The organism is Polaribacter sp., from assembly GCF_965660385.1.
Classification (GTDB): Bacteria; Bacteroidota; Bacteroidia; order Flavobacteriales; family Flavobacteriaceae; genus Polaribacter.
Map to the genome: position 1 here is coordinate 12,116 of NZ_CBFHZT010000036.1, position 16,925 is coordinate 29,040.

The 16,925-nt window shown below is 30.5% G+C and carries 16 protein-coding genes and 2 rRNA genes; 9 read left to right on the forward strand and 9 right to left on the reverse strand.

Annotated features, from left to right (window positions below; all coding sequences use genetic code 11):
• Positions 1-20 precede the first annotated feature (20 nt).
• The 3 genes from ACTG3V_RS11040 to ACTG3V_RS11050 all read right to left on the reverse strand — a co-directional run bounded on the left by ACTG3V_RS11040 (position 21) and on the right by ACTG3V_RS11050 (position 2,582).
• Complete coding sequence (locus tag ACTG3V_RS11040) at positions 21-818, reverse strand: ABC transporter ATP-binding protein (RefSeq protein ID WP_439132223.1); 798 nt, start codon at positions 816-818, stop codon at positions 21-23.
• Between the two features lie 71 nt (positions 819-889).
• Complete coding sequence (locus tag ACTG3V_RS11045) at positions 890-1,918, reverse strand: FecCD family ABC transporter permease (RefSeq protein ID WP_439132224.1); 1,029 nt, start codon at positions 1,916-1,918, stop codon at positions 890-892.
• A gap of 82 nt (positions 1,919-2,000) precedes the next feature.
• On the reverse strand, positions 2,001-2,582 hold the full coding sequence (locus ACTG3V_RS11050; protein WP_439132225.1) for a non-canonical purine NTP diphosphatase: 582 nt from the start codon (positions 2,580-2,582) through the stop codon (positions 2,001-2,003).
• 273 nt (positions 2,583-2,855) lie between these two features.
• Here ACTG3V_RS11050 and ACTG3V_RS11055 point away from each other — a divergent pair, with 273 nt between their 5' ends.
• On the forward strand, positions 2,856-5,300 hold the full coding sequence (locus ACTG3V_RS11055; RefSeq protein ID WP_439132226.1) for an FAD-dependent oxidoreductase: 2,445 nt from the start codon (positions 2,856-2,858) through the stop codon (positions 5,298-5,300).
• 104 nt (positions 5,301-5,404) lie between these two features.
• Here ACTG3V_RS11055 and rlmH read toward each other — a convergent pair whose 3' ends face one another.
• Positions 5,405-5,878, reverse strand: a complete 474-nt coding sequence (gene rlmH, locus ACTG3V_RS11060) for a 23S rRNA (pseudouridine(1915)-N(3))-methyltransferase RlmH (protein WP_439132227.1) — start codon at positions 5,876-5,878, stop codon at positions 5,405-5,407.
• 106 nt (positions 5,879-5,984) lie between these two features.
• Here rlmH and nadC point away from each other — a divergent pair, with 106 nt between their 5' ends.
• The 6 genes from nadC (at position 5,985) to folE (ending at position 11,160) form a co-directional block, all read left to right on the forward strand.
• Positions 5,985-6,842: a carboxylating nicotinate-nucleotide diphosphorylase gene (nadC, locus tag ACTG3V_RS11065; protein ID WP_439132228.1), complete on the forward strand. Its 858-nt coding sequence runs from the start codon at positions 5,985-5,987 to the stop codon at positions 6,840-6,842.
• A gap of 96 nt (positions 6,843-6,938) precedes the next feature.
• The gene (locus ACTG3V_RS11070; RefSeq protein WP_439132229.1) at positions 6,939-7,511 is read left to right on the forward strand and encodes a pentapeptide repeat-containing protein; all 573 of its coding nucleotides are present in this window, start codon (positions 6,939-6,941) and stop codon (positions 7,509-7,511) included.
• On the forward strand, positions 7,508-7,978 hold the full coding sequence (locus ACTG3V_RS11075; protein WP_439132230.1) for a hypothetical protein: 471 nt from the start codon (positions 7,508-7,510) through the stop codon (positions 7,976-7,978). The genes ACTG3V_RS11070 and ACTG3V_RS11075 overlap by 4 nt, the downstream gene beginning before the upstream one ends.
• 31 nt (positions 7,979-8,009) lie before the next feature.
• Positions 8,010-8,954 (forward strand): YihY/virulence factor BrkB family protein, encoded by a 945-nt coding sequence (locus tag ACTG3V_RS11080; RefSeq protein ID WP_439132231.1) that lies wholly within the window; start codon positions 8,010-8,012, stop codon positions 8,952-8,954.
• Positions 8,955-9,062: 108 nt separating this feature from the next.
• A complete protein-coding gene (gene hisS / locus ACTG3V_RS11085) occupies positions 9,063-10,427 on the forward strand; it encodes a histidine--tRNA ligase (RefSeq protein WP_439132232.1) in 1,365 nt (454 codons plus the stop codon).
• A 64-nt stretch (positions 10,428-10,491) separates the two neighbouring features.
• Entirely contained in the window at positions 10,492-11,160 is a 669-nt protein-coding gene (gene folE, locus ACTG3V_RS11090) for a GTP cyclohydrolase I FolE (RefSeq protein ID WP_439132233.1), read from the forward strand.
• 229 nt (positions 11,161-11,389) lie between these two features.
• On the opposite strand, the gene rpsA is transcribed toward folE, so the two are convergent.
• Positions 11,390-13,219, reverse strand: a complete 1,830-nt coding sequence (rpsA, locus tag ACTG3V_RS11095) for a 30S ribosomal protein S1 (protein ID WP_439132234.1) — start codon at positions 13,217-13,219, stop codon at positions 11,390-11,392.
• Between the two features lie 215 nt (positions 13,220-13,434).
• Between rpsA and ACTG3V_RS11100 the strand changes: the two genes are divergently transcribed.
• Both ACTG3V_RS11100 and ACTG3V_RS11105 read left to right on the forward strand, forming a co-directional pair.
• Positions 13,435-13,887, forward strand: coding sequence for a RidA family protein (locus tag ACTG3V_RS11100; protein ID WP_439132235.1), 453 nt, complete (start codon positions 13,435-13,437; stop codon positions 13,885-13,887).
• Between the two features lie 3 nt (positions 13,888-13,890).
• The gene (locus tag ACTG3V_RS11105) at positions 13,891-14,520 is read left to right on the forward strand and encodes a 7-carboxy-7-deazaguanine synthase QueE (RefSeq protein WP_439132236.1); all 630 of its coding nucleotides are present in this window, start codon (positions 13,891-13,893) and stop codon (positions 14,518-14,520) included.
• Between the two features lie 117 nt (positions 14,521-14,637).
• On the opposite strand, the gene cmk is transcribed toward ACTG3V_RS11105, so the two are convergent.
• The 4 genes from cmk to ACTG3V_RS11125 form a co-directional block, all read right to left on the reverse strand.
• Positions 14,638-15,333, reverse strand: a complete 696-nt coding sequence (gene cmk / locus ACTG3V_RS11110) for a (d)CMP kinase (RefSeq protein WP_439132237.1) — start codon at positions 15,331-15,333, stop codon at positions 14,638-14,640.
• A gap of 1 nt (position 15,334) precedes the next feature.
• Positions 15,335-16,363, reverse strand: a complete 1,029-nt coding sequence (gene porQ, locus ACTG3V_RS11115) for a type IX secretion system protein PorQ (RefSeq protein ID WP_439132238.1) — start codon at positions 16,361-16,363, stop codon at positions 15,335-15,337.
• A gap of 122 nt (positions 16,364-16,485) precedes the next feature.
• Positions 16,486-16,595, reverse strand: a 5S ribosomal RNA gene (rrf, locus tag ACTG3V_RS11120).
• Between the two features lie 188 nt (positions 16,596-16,783).
• Positions 16,784-16,925: ribosomal RNA gene (locus tag ACTG3V_RS11125) — 23S ribosomal RNA — on the reverse strand; the annotation flags it as partial.

Genomic DNA, 16,925 nt, shown 5'->3' on the forward strand with positions numbered 1-16,925 from the left:
AAGTTAGTCCACAATCAAAATTACTTTCTATTGATTACAAACTGTTGCAGTTCTTTGTTAAAGTTGATAATATCTTTAGGAAACAAGTTTTCGAATGCATTTTGTTCTATGAGTTTTGGTGGGGTTCCTGTAAAAATTTTATTTTCAGAAAATAATATCATTTCATCTGCAAATTGTATGGATAAATTTACTTCATGAGATGATAAAATAATCGTTTTTGAGGTTTCTTCTACCAACTTCTTTAACAATGAAAATATTTTTATAGTATGATGTAAATCTAAATGTGCTGTTGGTTCATCTAAAATAATCAATTCAGTATCTTGTGCTAAAGCACGAGCAATTAAAACACGTTGGAGTTGCCCATCACTCAATTCATAAAAAAATGCATCCTTTAAATGCTCTATTTCGGTTTGCGCAAGCGCCCAATTTATTTTTTCTACATCTTTAGGTACTAATTTATCAATCCAATTGGTATAAGGTTGCCTTCCTAGGGCCACCAATTCAAAAACAGTAATTTGGCTTTCTGGCAAACGTTCCGTTAAAACTAAACTTAATAATTTAGAAAGCTTTAGGCTATTGATGTTTTCAATATTTTTTTGATTGATAAAAACCTGACCTTTTAAAGGTTTTTGCACTTTAGCAATTGTTCTTAATAAGGTAGATTTTCCTATTCCGTTTTTACCTAAAACAGCAACCAATTTTCCTTTTTCAATAGCGATATCAATATCAGAAGCCACAACATTTTGTGCTTTTTTAGATTGATAACCTATGCTTAGGTTTTCAGTTTTTAAGATGATATGTTCAGACACTAATTTCATTAATTTTTTAAATAATATTTCTCAACAAACTTGCTAGTTCCTTCCCTTTGGGAAGGTTTAGGATGATTTTTTTATACAAATATCTTCTTTTTTCTCACCAATAGCCAAATTACTACAGGTGCACCAAATAATGATGTTATCGCATTTATAGGTAATGTAAATTCACTTGATGGAATTTGAGCAATAACATCGCAAATTAACAAAACAATTGCACCTAAAATAGTTACTGCTGGTAATAGTATTTTATGGTTTGATGTTGCAAAAAACAAACGTGCAATATGTGGTACTGCCAAACCAACAAAAGCTATTGGCCCAGAAAAAGCTGTAATTACTCCTGTTAAAATACTAGTAATTAACAAAATAATATTTCTATTTTTTTTAATATCAATCCCTAAACTTTTAGCATAATTTTCACCTAATAAAAAACTGTTTAAGGGTTTTATAACAGAAAGGGTTCCTAAAACTCCGATAAAATAAATGATGCTAAACACCGTAATTTCATTCCATGATAAATTGCCTAAACTGCCAAAACTCCAAAATAAATATTGCTGAATTTGATTGGCATTAGAAAAATAAGCCAAAACACTTATCACTGCAGAAGTTAAACTACCAAACATTAATCCAATAATTAAAATAGACATTGTATTCCGAACTTTATTCGCGGCAACAATTACAGCAGATAAAACTAAAAAAGATCCTAAGCTTGCAGCCAAAGGTAATGACCAATTAGCAAGAGATGCGTTTAGTAAAAAACCACCAAAAACAGACGAGCCTAAAATTAAAATAGCAACTCCTAAACTTGCGCCAGATGATATACCCAACACAAAAGGACCCGCTAGTGGATTTCTAAATAAGGTTTGCATTAATAAACCACAAATTGATAATCCTGAGCCTACTAAAATAGCTGTTATGGCTTTTGGTAATCTAAAATTAAGAATAATAGTTTGCCAACTTTCTTTAGCAGGAATTCCACCAAAAAGTATTGAAAATATATCTTTAATAGGCATGGAAACTGAACCTAAACTAACATTTACAAAAAACAAAGTTACCAGTAAAACTGATAATAAAATAAAGTGTTTCGTGTAGTTTAAGTTTTTCATTCTGTTATTCCTGTAAAAAAAGGAATCTCTTTTTTAATTATTTTAACTCGTGTAGATTCATGCCTATGCAGGAATAATTAGGTTATGCGTAATTTTTTTCTAAAAAATCAACTAATTTTTGAATGGCAATTCCTCTATGAGAAATTTTATTTTTATCAGCAGCACTCATGGCTGCAAAAGATAAATTATATCCTTCAGGTTGAAAAATAGGATCGTATCCAAAACCTTTTTCACCCTGTTTTTCTTTTAGAATTTCCCCCTTACAAATGCCTTCAAAAAGAAACTGTTTATCATCAATATTTAAACAAATGGCAGTTCTAAATTGTGCGGTTCTATCTTCTTTATCTTTTAATACTGATAATAATTTTTGCATATTATTTTCAGCATTGGCAGGTTCACCAGCAAAACGCGCTGAATAAACTCCTGGTTTTCCATTTAAACTTTCAACTTCTAAACCTGTATCATCAGCAAAACAATTATAACCAAAATTCTTAGTAATATAATCTGCTTTTAATTTTGCATTGCCTTGTAAAGTAGTTTCGGTTTCTTCTATTTCATCAAAACATTCAATGTCTTTTAAACTCAATAATTCAATTGAATTCGGTAACATTTGTTGTACCTCTTTTAATTTGTTTACATTATTCGTAGCAAAAACGAGTTTCATATTTTATATTAACCTAGATAATTTATCCAACAAAGTTACAAAGTTTTAATACCATTGTTATGGCTTTGGTACAATTAAAATATTGCTACAAAGCAATAGTAGTAAAACTCACTAAAAACAATCAGTTTTCTTTCCATAACTCCATACAAAGTCCTTCTTAAATCTAATTTGTATGTGTAATGAATGTTACAGATAATGTGCATTAAAATTTAGAAATTTGAATTAGAATTCAATCAAAAAATTTTGAGTTAAACTCAATATAATTAATAAAATATGAAGTACATTATTGTAGGAGGAGTAGCTGGTGGAGCAACAACTGCAGCTCGTTTAAGAAGAATAGACGAACAAGCAGAAATAATTATTATAGAAAAAGGTTCGCACATTTCTTACGCAAATTGTGGGTTACCTTATTACATTGGTGGCGTTATAAAAGATAGAAGCAAACTTTTAGTACAAACACCAGAAAGTTTTAATGCACGTTTTCACATCGATATTCGAATACATTCAGAAATAATTTCTGTAAATTCTGATGCTAAAAATGTTGAAATTAAAAAAACAGCATCTGGAGAAGTTTATAAAGAAACATACGATAAATTAATTTTATCTCCAGGTGCTTCTGCAATTAAACCACCAATTCCTGGTATTAATTCTCCAAACATTTTTACATTACGTAATGTAGATGATACCGATAATATTAAAGCTTTTGTAGATGATGCTAAACCAAGAAGAGCAATTGTAGTTGGTGCAGGGTTTATTGGTTTAGAAATGGCAGAAAACTTACATCATATTGGTGTTAAAGTAACTGTTGTAGAAGCTGCAAGTCAGGTTATGAATATGATGGATAGTGAAATTGCAGCGCCAATTCATCAACATTTTAAAGAAAAAAATGTAGGTTTATTTTTAGAGGATGCTGTAAAAGAATTTAAACCCAATGGAGATTTAATTGATGTTCATTTGGCTAGTCAGCGCGTAATTTCTGCTGATTTTATCATCTTATCTATAGGTGTAAAACCAGATGTTTCTTTGGCAAAATCTTCAGGAATTAAAATTGGTGAAGCTGGTGGAATTTGGGTAGATGAATATTTGCGAACATCAAAGAAAGATATTTATGCTGTTGGTGATGCTATCGAGTTTCCTCATCCTATAACAGGCAAACCAAGTTTGGCTTTTTTAGCAGGACCAGCAAATAAACAAGGCCGAATTTTAGCTGATAATATGGTGTATGGCCATAAAAGAAAATATTTAGGTTCTATTGGTACAGCTATCGCAAAAGTATTTGATTTAACTGCAGGAATTACAGGACTTACACATCGTGGTTTAAAAGCTTTGGGAAGAAAACACGAAAGTACAATTGTAAATGGTGCTTCTCATGCAAGTTATTATCCAGGTGCTATGCAAATGGTGTTAAAAATAAGTTTTGACCCAAATAATGGAAAATTATTAGGAGGACAAATTGTAGGTTATAAAGGTGTTGACAAACGATTAGATTTGTTAGCAACAACCATTAAAAATGGAGGAACCATTTATGATTTACAAGAAATTGAGCACGCCTATGCACCACCTTTTAGTTCTGCAAAAGACCCTGTTAATCAAGCTGGTTTTAATGCAGAAAATATTATTAAAGGCATGTTTAAACCACTTTCTCCTTTTCAATTTAAGAAAAGAGGCATTACAGATTCATTTGTTTTAGATGTTAGAACTAAAGAAGAATATGATTTAGGTTCTATAGATGGAGCCTTAAATATTAATGTTGATGATTTAAGAAATCATTTAAAAAAGATACCAAAAGATAAAAAAATAATGATCTATTGTGGTGTTGGTTTGCGTGGCTATGTGGCTGCAAGAATTTTACGTCAAAATGGTTATGATGATGTTTACAACCTTTCTGGTGGATTAAAAGTCTACAAACAAGCAATGGCAGAACAGTCTAATCCTATTTTTTTTGATGATGTAATTGAAGATAAGACAGCAAAAACCGAAACTCCTTTTAGAATAAAAACTATAGAAGTAGATGCTTGTGGTTTGCAATGTCCTGGTCCTATTTTAAAATTAAAAGAGAATATTGAAGGAATTTCAGATGGAGACCAAATGCAAGTTACAGCTACAGATCCAGGTTTTTATAGTGATGTAGAATCTTGGTGCAAGGTTACAGGAAACAAATTGATTAAAAGAGAAAATAACCATGGAGAAATAAAAGCAGTAATCGAAAAAGCTAAAAAAGTAGTTTCAAGTGATTTACAAATTACATCAGACCACAAAACAATTGTTGTTTTTAGCGATGATTTAGATAAAGCTCTAGCGTCTTTTGTTATTGCAAATGGCGCCTCTAGTATGGGTAAAAAAGTAACAATGTTCTTTACTTTTTGGGGTTTAAATGTTATTAAAGATGCAAACAAACCTAAAGTAAAAAAAGATACTATGGGTAATATGTTTAGTAAAATGATGCCAAGTCACGCAGGAGAATTAAGACTTTCTAATATGAATATGGCTGGTATGGGACGTTTAATGATGAAATGGAGAATGAAAGACAAACACGTAGACGCTTTAGAAACAATGATACAAATTGCCCAAGAAAGTGGTATAAATATGATTGCTTGCCAAATGAGTATGGATATTATGGGAGTTGATAAAACTGAATTGATTGAAGGTGTGAAAATTGGCGGAGTTGCTAATTATTTAGAAGAAGCAGAGCAATCTAATTTAAATTTATTTGTATAAAAAATTGTAAAATTTTGAATAAAAGTTAAGAAGTCTGGTTGATAATAAAAATCAATTTAGACTTCTTTTTTTATAAAAATTATAATAATGAAAGTTACTTTTAATTACTCATGATGATAAGGTTCATTCCTTAAAATCGTAAAACCTCTATAGATTTGTTCAACAACAAACAAACGAATCATTTGATGCGAAAATGTCATTTTAGATAGTGATATTTTTCCTTGTGATTTTTGATAAACAGCCTCAGAAAAACCATAAGGCCCTCCAATAACCAACACTAATTGTTTGAGTCCTGCATTCATTTTTTTTTGCAAATATTTCGAAAACTCGATTGATGTAAAATGCTTGCCCTTATCATCTAACAAAATCAACTGATCTGTGTTTTGCAACTTACTTAAAATCAACTCTCCTTCTTTTTCTTTTTGTTGATGTTCAGATAGATTTTTAGCATTTTTAAGATCCGGAATAATTTCCAACTCAAACTTTATATAGTGTTTCAATCGTTTCTGATAGTCATCAATCAACTGAATTAAATGTTTGTTATCGGTTTTACCAATCGCTAAAAGTTTAATTTTCATAAATCAAAATTACAAATTATGAATTTATATTTACAAATGATTTGACATAATTCATCACTCGTAATTTATAATTAAAATACTATTTTTACATCAGAATTTACAATTTATGATATCAAAAGCACAGTTTCAAAACGAATTAGATATAATTATTAAAAATGCTATTAGAGAAGATATTGGTGATGGAGACCACACTTCTTTATCTTGTATTCCTCCTGATGCAAAAGGACAAGCAAAATTACTAGTAAAAGATAAAGGTATTATTGCAGGTGTAGATTTCGCCAAACAAGTTTTTAATTATGTTGATGCTGATTTACAAGTAGAAACTTTTATAAGTGATGGTGAAGCTGTTCAATTTGGTGATGTTGTTTTTCATGTTTCTGGAAAATCTCAATCCATATTAATGGCAGAACGTTTGGTTTTAAATGCCATGCAAAGAATGTCTGCGATTGCCACTAAAACAAAGTTTTTTGCCAATTTATTAGAAGGTACAAAAACCAAAGTTTTAGATACTAGAAAAACTACGCCAGGCATTAGAGCTTTAGAAAAATGGGCTGTAAAAATTGGCGGTGGCGAAAACCACAGATTTGCCTTGTATGATATGGTTATGATTAAAGACAATCATATTGATTTTGCAGGTGGAATTAAGCAAGCCATTACCAAAACCAAAAACTATTTGGCTAAAAAAGGTTTAGATATTAAAATTATTGTAGAAGCTAGAAGCCTACAAGAAATTGAAGAAATTCTTTCTGTTGATGGAGTGTATAGAATTTTAATTGATAACTTTAATTATGAAGACACCAAAAAAGCTGTAAAGTTAATTGGTGAAACTTGCTTAACAGAATCTTCTGGAGGAATTAATGAAGAAACCATTCGAAAATATGCAGAATGTGGGGTAGATTTTATTTCATCTGGGGCATTAACACATTCTGTGTATAATATGGATTTGAGTTTAAAAGCCATGTAAATTCCGATTTTCCATTGGTATTCCTGCTTAGGCAGGAATCTCTATATAAGTGAGTAATGATAAAAAAAGGTTACTGCCTATGCAGTAATGAGAATTATGACAGACAACTATTTTGATAGCCAAGAATATTCTAAAATTGATTTTACCAAAACTAAAATCAACAAAGGTGAGTATGATAATTGCTCGTTTACCCATTGCAATTTCGAGAATCTACACGCCTCAAATATACAGTTTGTAGAATGCGAATTTATAGATTGTAACTTTAGCAATGCTATAGTGAAAGATACTGCTTTTAAAGATGTAACATTCCTAAACTGTAAAATGATGGGAGTAAAATTTAATGAATGTGATCCTTTTTTATTACAATTTTCATTTAAGGAATGTCAACTTAATTTTTCGTCTTTTTATCAATTAAAAATACCAAAAACAAGGTTCATTGATTGTAATTTAGCAGAAGCTGATTTTACAGAAACCCATGTAACTAGTTCTCTTTTTGATAATTGCAATTTAGAAAACACCGTTTTTGATAATACTAATTTAGAAAAGGTTAATTTTTCAACTTCTTATCATATTCAGATAGATCCTGAAGAAAACAAGTTAAAAGGAGCAAAGTTTTCTAAAGAAAATGTTTACGGATTATTATCAAAATATAAATTAATTATAGAATGAGAAAATACACAATAGTTTGCTTTTTATGGATACTATTAATTTCTTGTGATGCAAAAAATGAAACCATTTTTCTGCATTCGTTAAACACAGAAAACATTGAAAAACTAACGCTACATAAAAGTGAAAAAGACCAAATCTTTAATTATTCATACACACATCCTACAGATTCCATTAAAAATTTAAACATCGCATATCATCCTAAAAATGATTGGTTAATGGTTAAAAAAGACACCTTTATATCAACCCCAAAAAGGTACATCACAAAAAATTACGAGTACAATATGTATCAAAATAAAGAAGTTAAAAGTCATCATAGAACTTTGGTTTTTAACAAAAAATACGGACTTTTATGCAGCACTGGCTTTGGAGCCGATTTTTTATTTTTTAAAGATTCGTTGCAATTGCCTGAAACTAAAATGATTTTTAAAGAAATAATATTAGAACTCAATAAAATTAATTTAAAGTAAGTTTACGCTTTACGAGTTGAAACTCAAAAAAATGACAAAAGAAATAGAAGATAAACTTGATAAAATACCAATAGTATGCTCGTTAGTGCGTTTTGGCAAGCGCATTAAAGTACCTGGTTTAGAAGGTATGTCTTTATATGATGTGATAGAAATGTACTTTATTGGCATAATAGAAGGTGCTTTAACTACAAGAGCAGGTGGTATTGCTTATAGTTTTTTTATGGCTATTTTTCCGTTTTTGCTATTTGTGTTAACCTTAATTCCTTTTTTACCAATTGATAGTGCACAAGAAGTTCTATTATCTGTTATTGGTGATGTATTGCCTCCCAAAACCTTTGATGCTGTAGATTCTGTTATAATTGATATTGTTAAAAACCAATATGGAGGATTGCTGTCTTTCGGTTTTTTAGCATCACTTTTTTTAATGACCAATGGTGTAAATGCTATTTTTGGTGGTTTTGAATATTCGTATCATGTAAAAGAAATCCGAAATGTATTTCGTTCTTATTTTATAGCAATGTTGGTAACATTAGTAATTGTAGCTTTTTTACTAATAACTGTAGTTCTTATCATTTTTTTCGAGTTATTTTTAAAAGAAATTGTTACGTTAGGTTGGTTAGAAGACAATTTAATTTGGCTACAATTAGGCAGAGGTTTCATTTTTTTAAGCATGATATTCATTACAGTATCCATGCTTTATCATTTTGGTGTAAAAGAAGGCAAACACTCTAAATTCTTTTCTCCAGGAGCAGTATTTACAACAATATTATCCATATTAACATTTTATCTATTTAGTTATTATGTTACAGAATTTGCAAAATACAATGAATTGTATGGTTCTATTGGTACTTTATTAATATTGATGTTATTCATTTGGCTTAATGCCATAATTCTACTTTTAGGTTTCGAGTTAAATGCATCCATTTACTCCTTACAAAGACGAAATAAAACCTTTGTAACTCCAAAAAAATTATAAGTTTTCACGATATTTGCGGACTCAATTAACAATTACAAATTTCTAATTACGAATTAGTTTATCAATTGATATAATTCGTAATTCATAATTATCAATTCATAATTAAATATGAAACCAAGCATCCCAAAAGGAACAAGAGATTTTTCGCCTACAGAAGTAGCCAATCGTACGTATATTATGAATACGATTAAAACCGCTTTCGAAACCTTCGGATTTCAACCTATTGAAACTCCAAGTTTTGAAAATTCTTCTACATTAATGGGAAAGTATGGTGAAGAAGGAGATCGTTTGATTTTTAAAATTTTAAATTCTGGGGATTTCTTATCAAAAGCTGACGAAGAATTACTAGCAAATAAAGAAAGTACCAAAATAACTGCTCAAATTTCAGAAAAAGCACTTCGTTACGATCTTACTGTGCCTTTTGCAAGATATGTTGTACAACACCAAAACGAAATTACATTTCCGTTTAAAAGATATCAAGTACAGCCAGTTTGGAGAGCAGATCGTCCTCAAAAAGGACGCTTTAGAGAGTTTTATCAATGTGATGCAGATGTTGTTGGGAGCCAATCTTTATGGCAAGAAGTAGAGTTTATACAATTGTACGATACTGTTTTTACACAGTTAGGTTTGTCTGGTACAACTATTAAAATGAACAATCGAAAAATTTTATCTGGAATTGCAGAAGTTATTGGTGCACAAGATAAATTGATCGATTTTACAGTAGCTTTAGACAAACTAGATAAAATTGGGCAAGCAAAAGTAGAAGCTGAAATGTTATCTAAAGGAATCTCAGAAGATGCCATAAATAAAGTTCAGCCTTTGTTTTCTTTTGATGGAAATAATCAAGAAAATTTAGATGCTTTAGCAGAACTTTTAGCAACATCAGAAGAAGGTTTAAAAGGTGTTGAAGAATTACGTTTTGTAATTAATGCTGTTTCAGAACTGGGTTTACAAACTGCTAATTTAGAAATTGATGTTACCCTAGCTAGAGGTTTAAATTATTACACAGGTGCAATTTTTGAAGTTGCTGCCCCAAAAGGTGTAAAAATGGGCTCTATTGGTGGTGGTGGAAGATATGATGATTTAACAGGAATTTTTGGAATGAACGATGTTTCTGGAGTTGGTATTTCTTTTGGGTTGGATAGAATTTATTTGGTGCTAGAAGAATTAGGCTTATTTAAAGCAGTTGATAATCCAAAACCTAAAGTACTGTTTATCAACTTTGGTGAAACTGAAGGCTTATATTGTATGAAAGCCATAACTCAACTGCGTGCAAATGGTATAAAATCTGAATTGTATCCAGATGCTGCCAAAATGAAAAAACAAATGAATTACGCCAATAAACGCGAAATTGAATTTGTAATAATGGCGGGTTCATCAGAAATTGAAAATCATAGCTATACATTAAAAAATATGGTTTCTGGAGAGCAAACAAAATGTTCATTATCAGAACTAATTAGTAGATTAAGTTAAGAAATAAAGCCGTAAATTTGCATTCTCAAAAAGTTTATTTGAAATGTTTGAATTGAAGAACACAATGAATGACGAAAGAACAGAAGAAATAGGTGAAAACCATATTGCAACATCAGCAAAAACTCCACTTAGGACTGATGCTTTTGATATTTCTGATGAAGAAAAAATAGCAAGAATCCAAGAAAGTGTTAAAGATATTTTAAATACTTTGGGGATGGATTTAACCGATGATAGTTTACAAGGTACACCTAAAAGAGTAGCAAAAGCCTTTGTAAACGAAATTTTTATGGGTTTAAATCCTAAAAATATGCCTAAACCATCAACTTTTGATAATAATTACAATTATGGAGAAATGTTGGTGGAAAAAAATATTGTGGTGTACTCTACTTGCGAACATCACTTATTACCTATTATTGGTAGAGCTCACGTAGCTTACATTTCTGATGGAAAAGTGATTGGTTTATCAAAAATGAACCGAATTGTTGAATATTTTGCAAAAAGACCACAAGTTCAAGAACGCTTAACCATGCAAGTTGTACAGGCAATGCAAGAAGCTTTAGGTACAGACAACGTTGCTTGTGTTATTGATGCCAAACATTTGTGTGTAAATTCTAGAGGAATTAAAGATATTGAAAGTTCTACAGTTACAGCTGAGTTTGGTGGTAAGTTTAAAGAACCAGAAACCAAAAGAGAATTTTTAGATTACCTAAAAATGGATACTGATTTCGATTAATTTTGACTAATCCATACTGATATAATTTCAGCAAGTAATAATCTTATCAGATAAAAAAAACCGTTTAGAAAATTTCTAAACGTTTTTTTTATAACTAAAAACTTATCTTCTTTAATCTCACTAAAAAACATCTATGTTAAATAACTAAAAAAAGCCACAGCAAAATGCTATGGCTTTTAAGATATTCTAAATATCAGCTCGTTACTGAAACGAGTTCAGTCAAAGAAAATTATTTCTTTTTACCAGCTTCCATTTTTTTCTTAAGTGCTGCAAGTCCACCAATATCTCCTAATGTAGTTTTTTCTGCATCTTGAGATTTTTTAGCTTGTGCTTTAATGTTCTTACGCTCTTGCTCTTTAAAAATAGATGTATGAGATACAACTACTCTTCTGTATTCTTTAGAGAATTCTAATACAATAAATTTCAAAGTTTCACCTTTAGCTAATTTAGTACCATCTTCTTTCTCTAAAAATCTACTTGGTGCAAAACCTTCTACTCCATCCTCAAAAGTTACAACAGCTCCTTTATCATTCTTGTCTTTTACAAGACCTTCATGAATAGAACCAATTGTGTAAGTTTCTTCGTGAGCATCCCAAGGATTATCTTGAGTTTGTTTATGACCTAAGTTTAATTTTCTGTTTTCAACATCTAATTCTAAAACTTGAACCTCTAATTTTTGACCAACAGTTACAAAATCTGATGGGTGTTTAATTTTCTTAGTCCAAGATAAATCAGAAATGTATACTAAACCATCAATACCTTCTTCTAACTCAACAAATACTCCGAAATTAGTATAATTTCTTACAGTACCAGTGTGTGTAGAACCTACTGGGAATTTAGAAGTAATATCTGTCCAAGGATCTGGATGTAATTGTTTAATACCTAAAGACATTTTACGGTCTTCTCTATCTAACGTTAAAATTTGTGCTTCAACTTTATCACCAACTTTTACGAAATCTTGTGCAGAACGTAAGTGTGTTGACCAAGACATTTCAGAAACGTGAATTAATCCTTCAACTCCTTGTTCTACTTCTACAAATGCACCATAATCAGCTAAAACAACAACTTCTCCAGTTACTTTATCACCAACTTTTAAATCAGCATTTAAAGCTTCCCATGGGTGAGCAGATAATTGTTTTAAACCTAATTGAATTCTAGATTTGTTATCATCAAAGTCTAAAATTACAACGTTTAATTTCTGATCTAATTCAACAACCTCATTTGGATGATTAATTCTAGACCAAGATAAATCTGTAATATGTACTAGACCATCAACACCACCTAAATCAACAAATACACCATAAGAAGTAATGTTTTTCACAACACCTTCTAATACTTGTCCTTTTTCTAATTGGCCAATGATTTCTTTTTTCTGTAATTCAATATCAGCTTCAATAAGTGCTTTATGAGATACAACAACGTTTTTAAATTCATGATTGATTTTTACAACTTTGAATTCCATTGTTTTCTCTACATACTGATCGTAATCTCTAATTGGCTTCACATCAATTTGAGAACCTGGTAAAAATGCTTCGATACCGAAAACATCTACAATCATACCACCTCTAGTTCTACATTTAACGAATCCGTTAACTACTTCACCAGTTTCGTGTGCATTATTTACACGCTCCCAAGCTTTGATTACTCTTGCTTTTTTGTGAGATAATACTAATTGACCAGAAGAATCTTCTCTTTTATCAACTAAAACTTCAACAGTATCTCCTACTGATAAACCTTGGTTGTAACGAAATTCGTTTAAAGAAATTACGCCTTCAGATTTAGAGTTGATATCAATAATTGCGTCTCTATCAGTAATTCTGATAACTTTTCCTTCAATTACATCGCTTTCATTTACAAAACCAATGGTTCCTTTTAAAGCTTCTTCAAACTCTTTTAATTTTTCTTCATCAACTTCATCAATACCTTCTTCGTACTTGTGCCAGTTAAAATCAGCTAAAAATTGTTGTGGATCTTGTTTTTCTCCTACAGCTGGAGTCGCTGTTTCTTGTACTTCTGCAGCAACTTCTTGCTCTTCAGTGTTTTTTGTTTCTTCAGACATTCCTGAAAATAAAATTTGTATCTTGTTGTAATTCAGATTTTTAACGATAAAAACGTCAAGAGATGTTTTATAAAATTGTTTTCTTTAAATCCTTTTTTAAATCTGTTCTCGTAAAAAGGAGTGCAAATTTACAAAAATTCCTTGATTATTAATGATTTATATCTAAATAATTCGTTTTTATTCTCATTATATTTGCACCTGATAATCAAATTATTATGAAATTTCAATTTCAAACGCTTTATTTTTTTCTTTTATTGATGATTTTTTCATGTAAAAATGAATCAACAACTATAATAAAACATCATAAATATCATGACAAAAGTAGAGCAAATGTACCTTTTTCTGATGCTGTTCAGGTTGATAATTTATACTTTTTAACAGGACAAATTGGTAAAAACCATGTTACAGAAAAAATTGTAAAAGGAGGTATTGAAGCTGAAACAATACAAACAATTTTAAATATTAAAGCAGTTTTAAATCATCATAACTTAACTTTAAATGATATTGTAAAATGTACAGTTATTTTAGCAGATATCGATGACTTTTCTAAAATGAATACAATTTATCACTCTTTTTTTAAGGATAATTTACCTGCAAGAACTACATTTGCAGCCAATTTAGTAGCAGGTGCAAAAATTGAAATTGAAGTAGTTGCAGTAAGAAAGTAGAGCATGGATAAAAAAACACAAGATTTAGTAGACAAAGGAATTATGCTTCCGTTAATGGAAGAGTTTTACACCATACAAGGAGAAGGTTCACATACAGGTACTGCAGCTTATTTTATAAGGGTTGGTGGCTGTGATGTGGGTTGCCATTGGTGTGATGTTAAGGAAAGCTGGAATGCAGATTTGCACCCACCAACAATTGCAGATAAAATTGTAGCTAATGCAAAAAAATATGCTGATACTGTTGTTATCACTGGTGGTGAGCCTTTAATGTGGTCTATGGATTATTTAACAAATTTACTGCAAAAAAACAATTTAAAAACACATATTGAAACTTCTGGAGCCTATTCTTTTTCAGGAAAGTGGGATTGGTTTTGTCTTTCGCCAAAGAAAACAAAACTACCTTTAGAAGAATGTTATCCTGAAGCTGATGAGTTAAAAATGATTATTCATAACAAATCAGATTTTGAATTTGCTGAGCAACAAGCAGCTAAGGTTTCAGAAAAATGCCAACTTTTTTTACAACCAGAATGGAGTAAAAAAGAAAAAATGACTGCACTTATTGTAGATTATGTGATGAAAAACCCACAGTGGAAAATTTCTTTACAAACTCATAAATATTTGAATATTCCTTAAAGTAATAGTCTTGTTTCAGTATTATTTTCTTTCGAAGCTATTTCCTGCTTTCGGTAGTCGCTCTTTTCAAGGAGCTCCAACAATACCTCAATCAGGGCTAAACTTATCTGCCAATTTTTAGTTCTTAGAAAGTTTTTGGTTCACTAAATTACAAATTCTTTCAAATTGTTCTTCAATTCCCATGTCAGAATTATCAAACTCTATAGCATCATTAGCCTTAACCAAAGGAGAATCTTCTCTAGTTGAATCAATTTTATCACGTTCTTGAACATTAAATAAAATTTCATCGAAATTCACATCATCACCCCTTTCAATTAATTCTTTATAACGTCTGGTAGCTCTTTTATCTGCTGACGCTGTCATAAACAATTTTAACTCTGCATTAGGAAAAACAACTGTACCAATATCTCTTCCATCCATAACTAAACCTCCTTCTTTTCCCATTTCTTGTTGTTCTGCAACTAGTTTTTTTCTAACTTGAGAAATAGCAGCTACTTTACTAACCAACTGAGAAACTTCAAGTGTTCTAATCTCTTTCTCAACATTACTACCGTTTAAAAACATTTCTGCAAAACCCAATTTTTTATTAAATTTAAAAGAAAGCGAAACCTTTTCTAAATTAGAAATAAGCTTTTCATTTTCTAAAAAGTCTTTACCAACAAATTCCTTTTGCATGGCATATAAAGTAACAGCTCTATACATTGCACCTGTATCTACATATACATAATTGTATTTTTTAGACAATAATTTAGCGATCGTACTTTTCCCTGTTGATGAAAAACCGTCAATTGCAATAGTAATTTTTTTGTTCATGTTATCTGTTGTCTAAATCAATTTGTAAACTAAAAGTACTTGCGTTAGTCGCTGAATGAAATTTAGAATACGCATAATTGAATTTCAATTTATTCATTTTTATACCAAAACCTAAACTAACTCCACCAAAGGTTCTAATATTTTGTAACTTTAATTCAGCAGATCTTCGAAAATTATACCCTAACCTTAAATTTACAGCACTTTCTGGAAATAACTCAGCTCCAATCACAAAATGTCTAAAAATATCATCAATCAGCCCAATCTCTTCTTCAGTAACATTTCCCTCTAAATCAATTGTTTGTTCAGAAGGATTTGGTACAGATACATTCCATTGTTGCAAATTGTCTATAGTTAAATACCATTTCAAAGGTACATGTTCTAACCTATAAGAAGCTCCAACAGCCAATTTAAAAGGTAATCGTTCATATTCGCCATTAAAAGATTTAATTTGAGCCCCTATATTTCTAGATACTATTGTAAAAGTGTAGGGTTTATAAGGTGAATAATATAATATTGCTAAATCAGTTGCTATTCCTGAAGATGTAAAATTATCAATATTAGAAGTAATTAATTTTACATTTACACCAAAAAACAAATTTGTCCAAGGTAAGTTTCTAGCGTAACCAATAGATATAGCAATGTCATTAGCACTAAAATTTCCAGTTTCATTACCTTGTTCATCAGCACCTATTAAGGTTCCATAATTCAGGTAATTTATACTTCCGTGAATAGTTCCAAAACGTCTAGAAATTAATTTTGCATAAGACACAGATCCAATATTTATTCCGGCCAAATAACTTGAGTAATTTAAAGAAATTTTTTTATCAATATTCTCGTTAATAGTAGCTGGATTCCATGTTGGTTGATTTACGTCGTCAACTAAAGTTAAAACTTCACCACCCAAAGCAATTTGCCTAGCAGATGTAGATAGGTTTAAAAATTGATAAACATTTTCACCTCCAACTTGCGCATTAATAGTTGACTGTGATGATATAAAATAGATTGTAAATAGAAACCAAACAAATTTCATTGTTAATCAAACGGTATTTAGAATACAACGAAAATAGTATAGAATATTTCATAAACAAAGAAATAAAGACAAAATATAATTCATAAAAAAACCTCATATCGATTGATATGAGGTTTTAAAAAGAAAGGCAGCGACCTACTCTTCCACATAAATGCAGTACCATCGGCGCTATTGGGCTTAACTTCTCTGTTCGGGATGGGAAGAGGTGAGCCCCAATGCTATAACCACCCTAAGAGTTTGGTTATTAGTTATTGGTTTATAGTCGTTAATTAAAAACTAACGTCTAATGACTAAAAGCTAACAACTGCAAGCATAACTTGCAAATAAGTTAACATATGGTAAAATAATATTATAAGTTTCAAAAGATACTGAAACAAGTTCAGTAAAAAAAAGAGTGTCTCCCGCCTTTCGGCGGGAAGCGTACATAAGTCTATGGGTTATTAGTACTACTTGGCTATGACATTACTGCCTTTACACCTATAGCCTATCAACGTTGTCATCTCCAACGACCCTTTAAAGAAATCTCATCTTGTGGTGGGTTTCGCGCTTATATGCTTTCAGC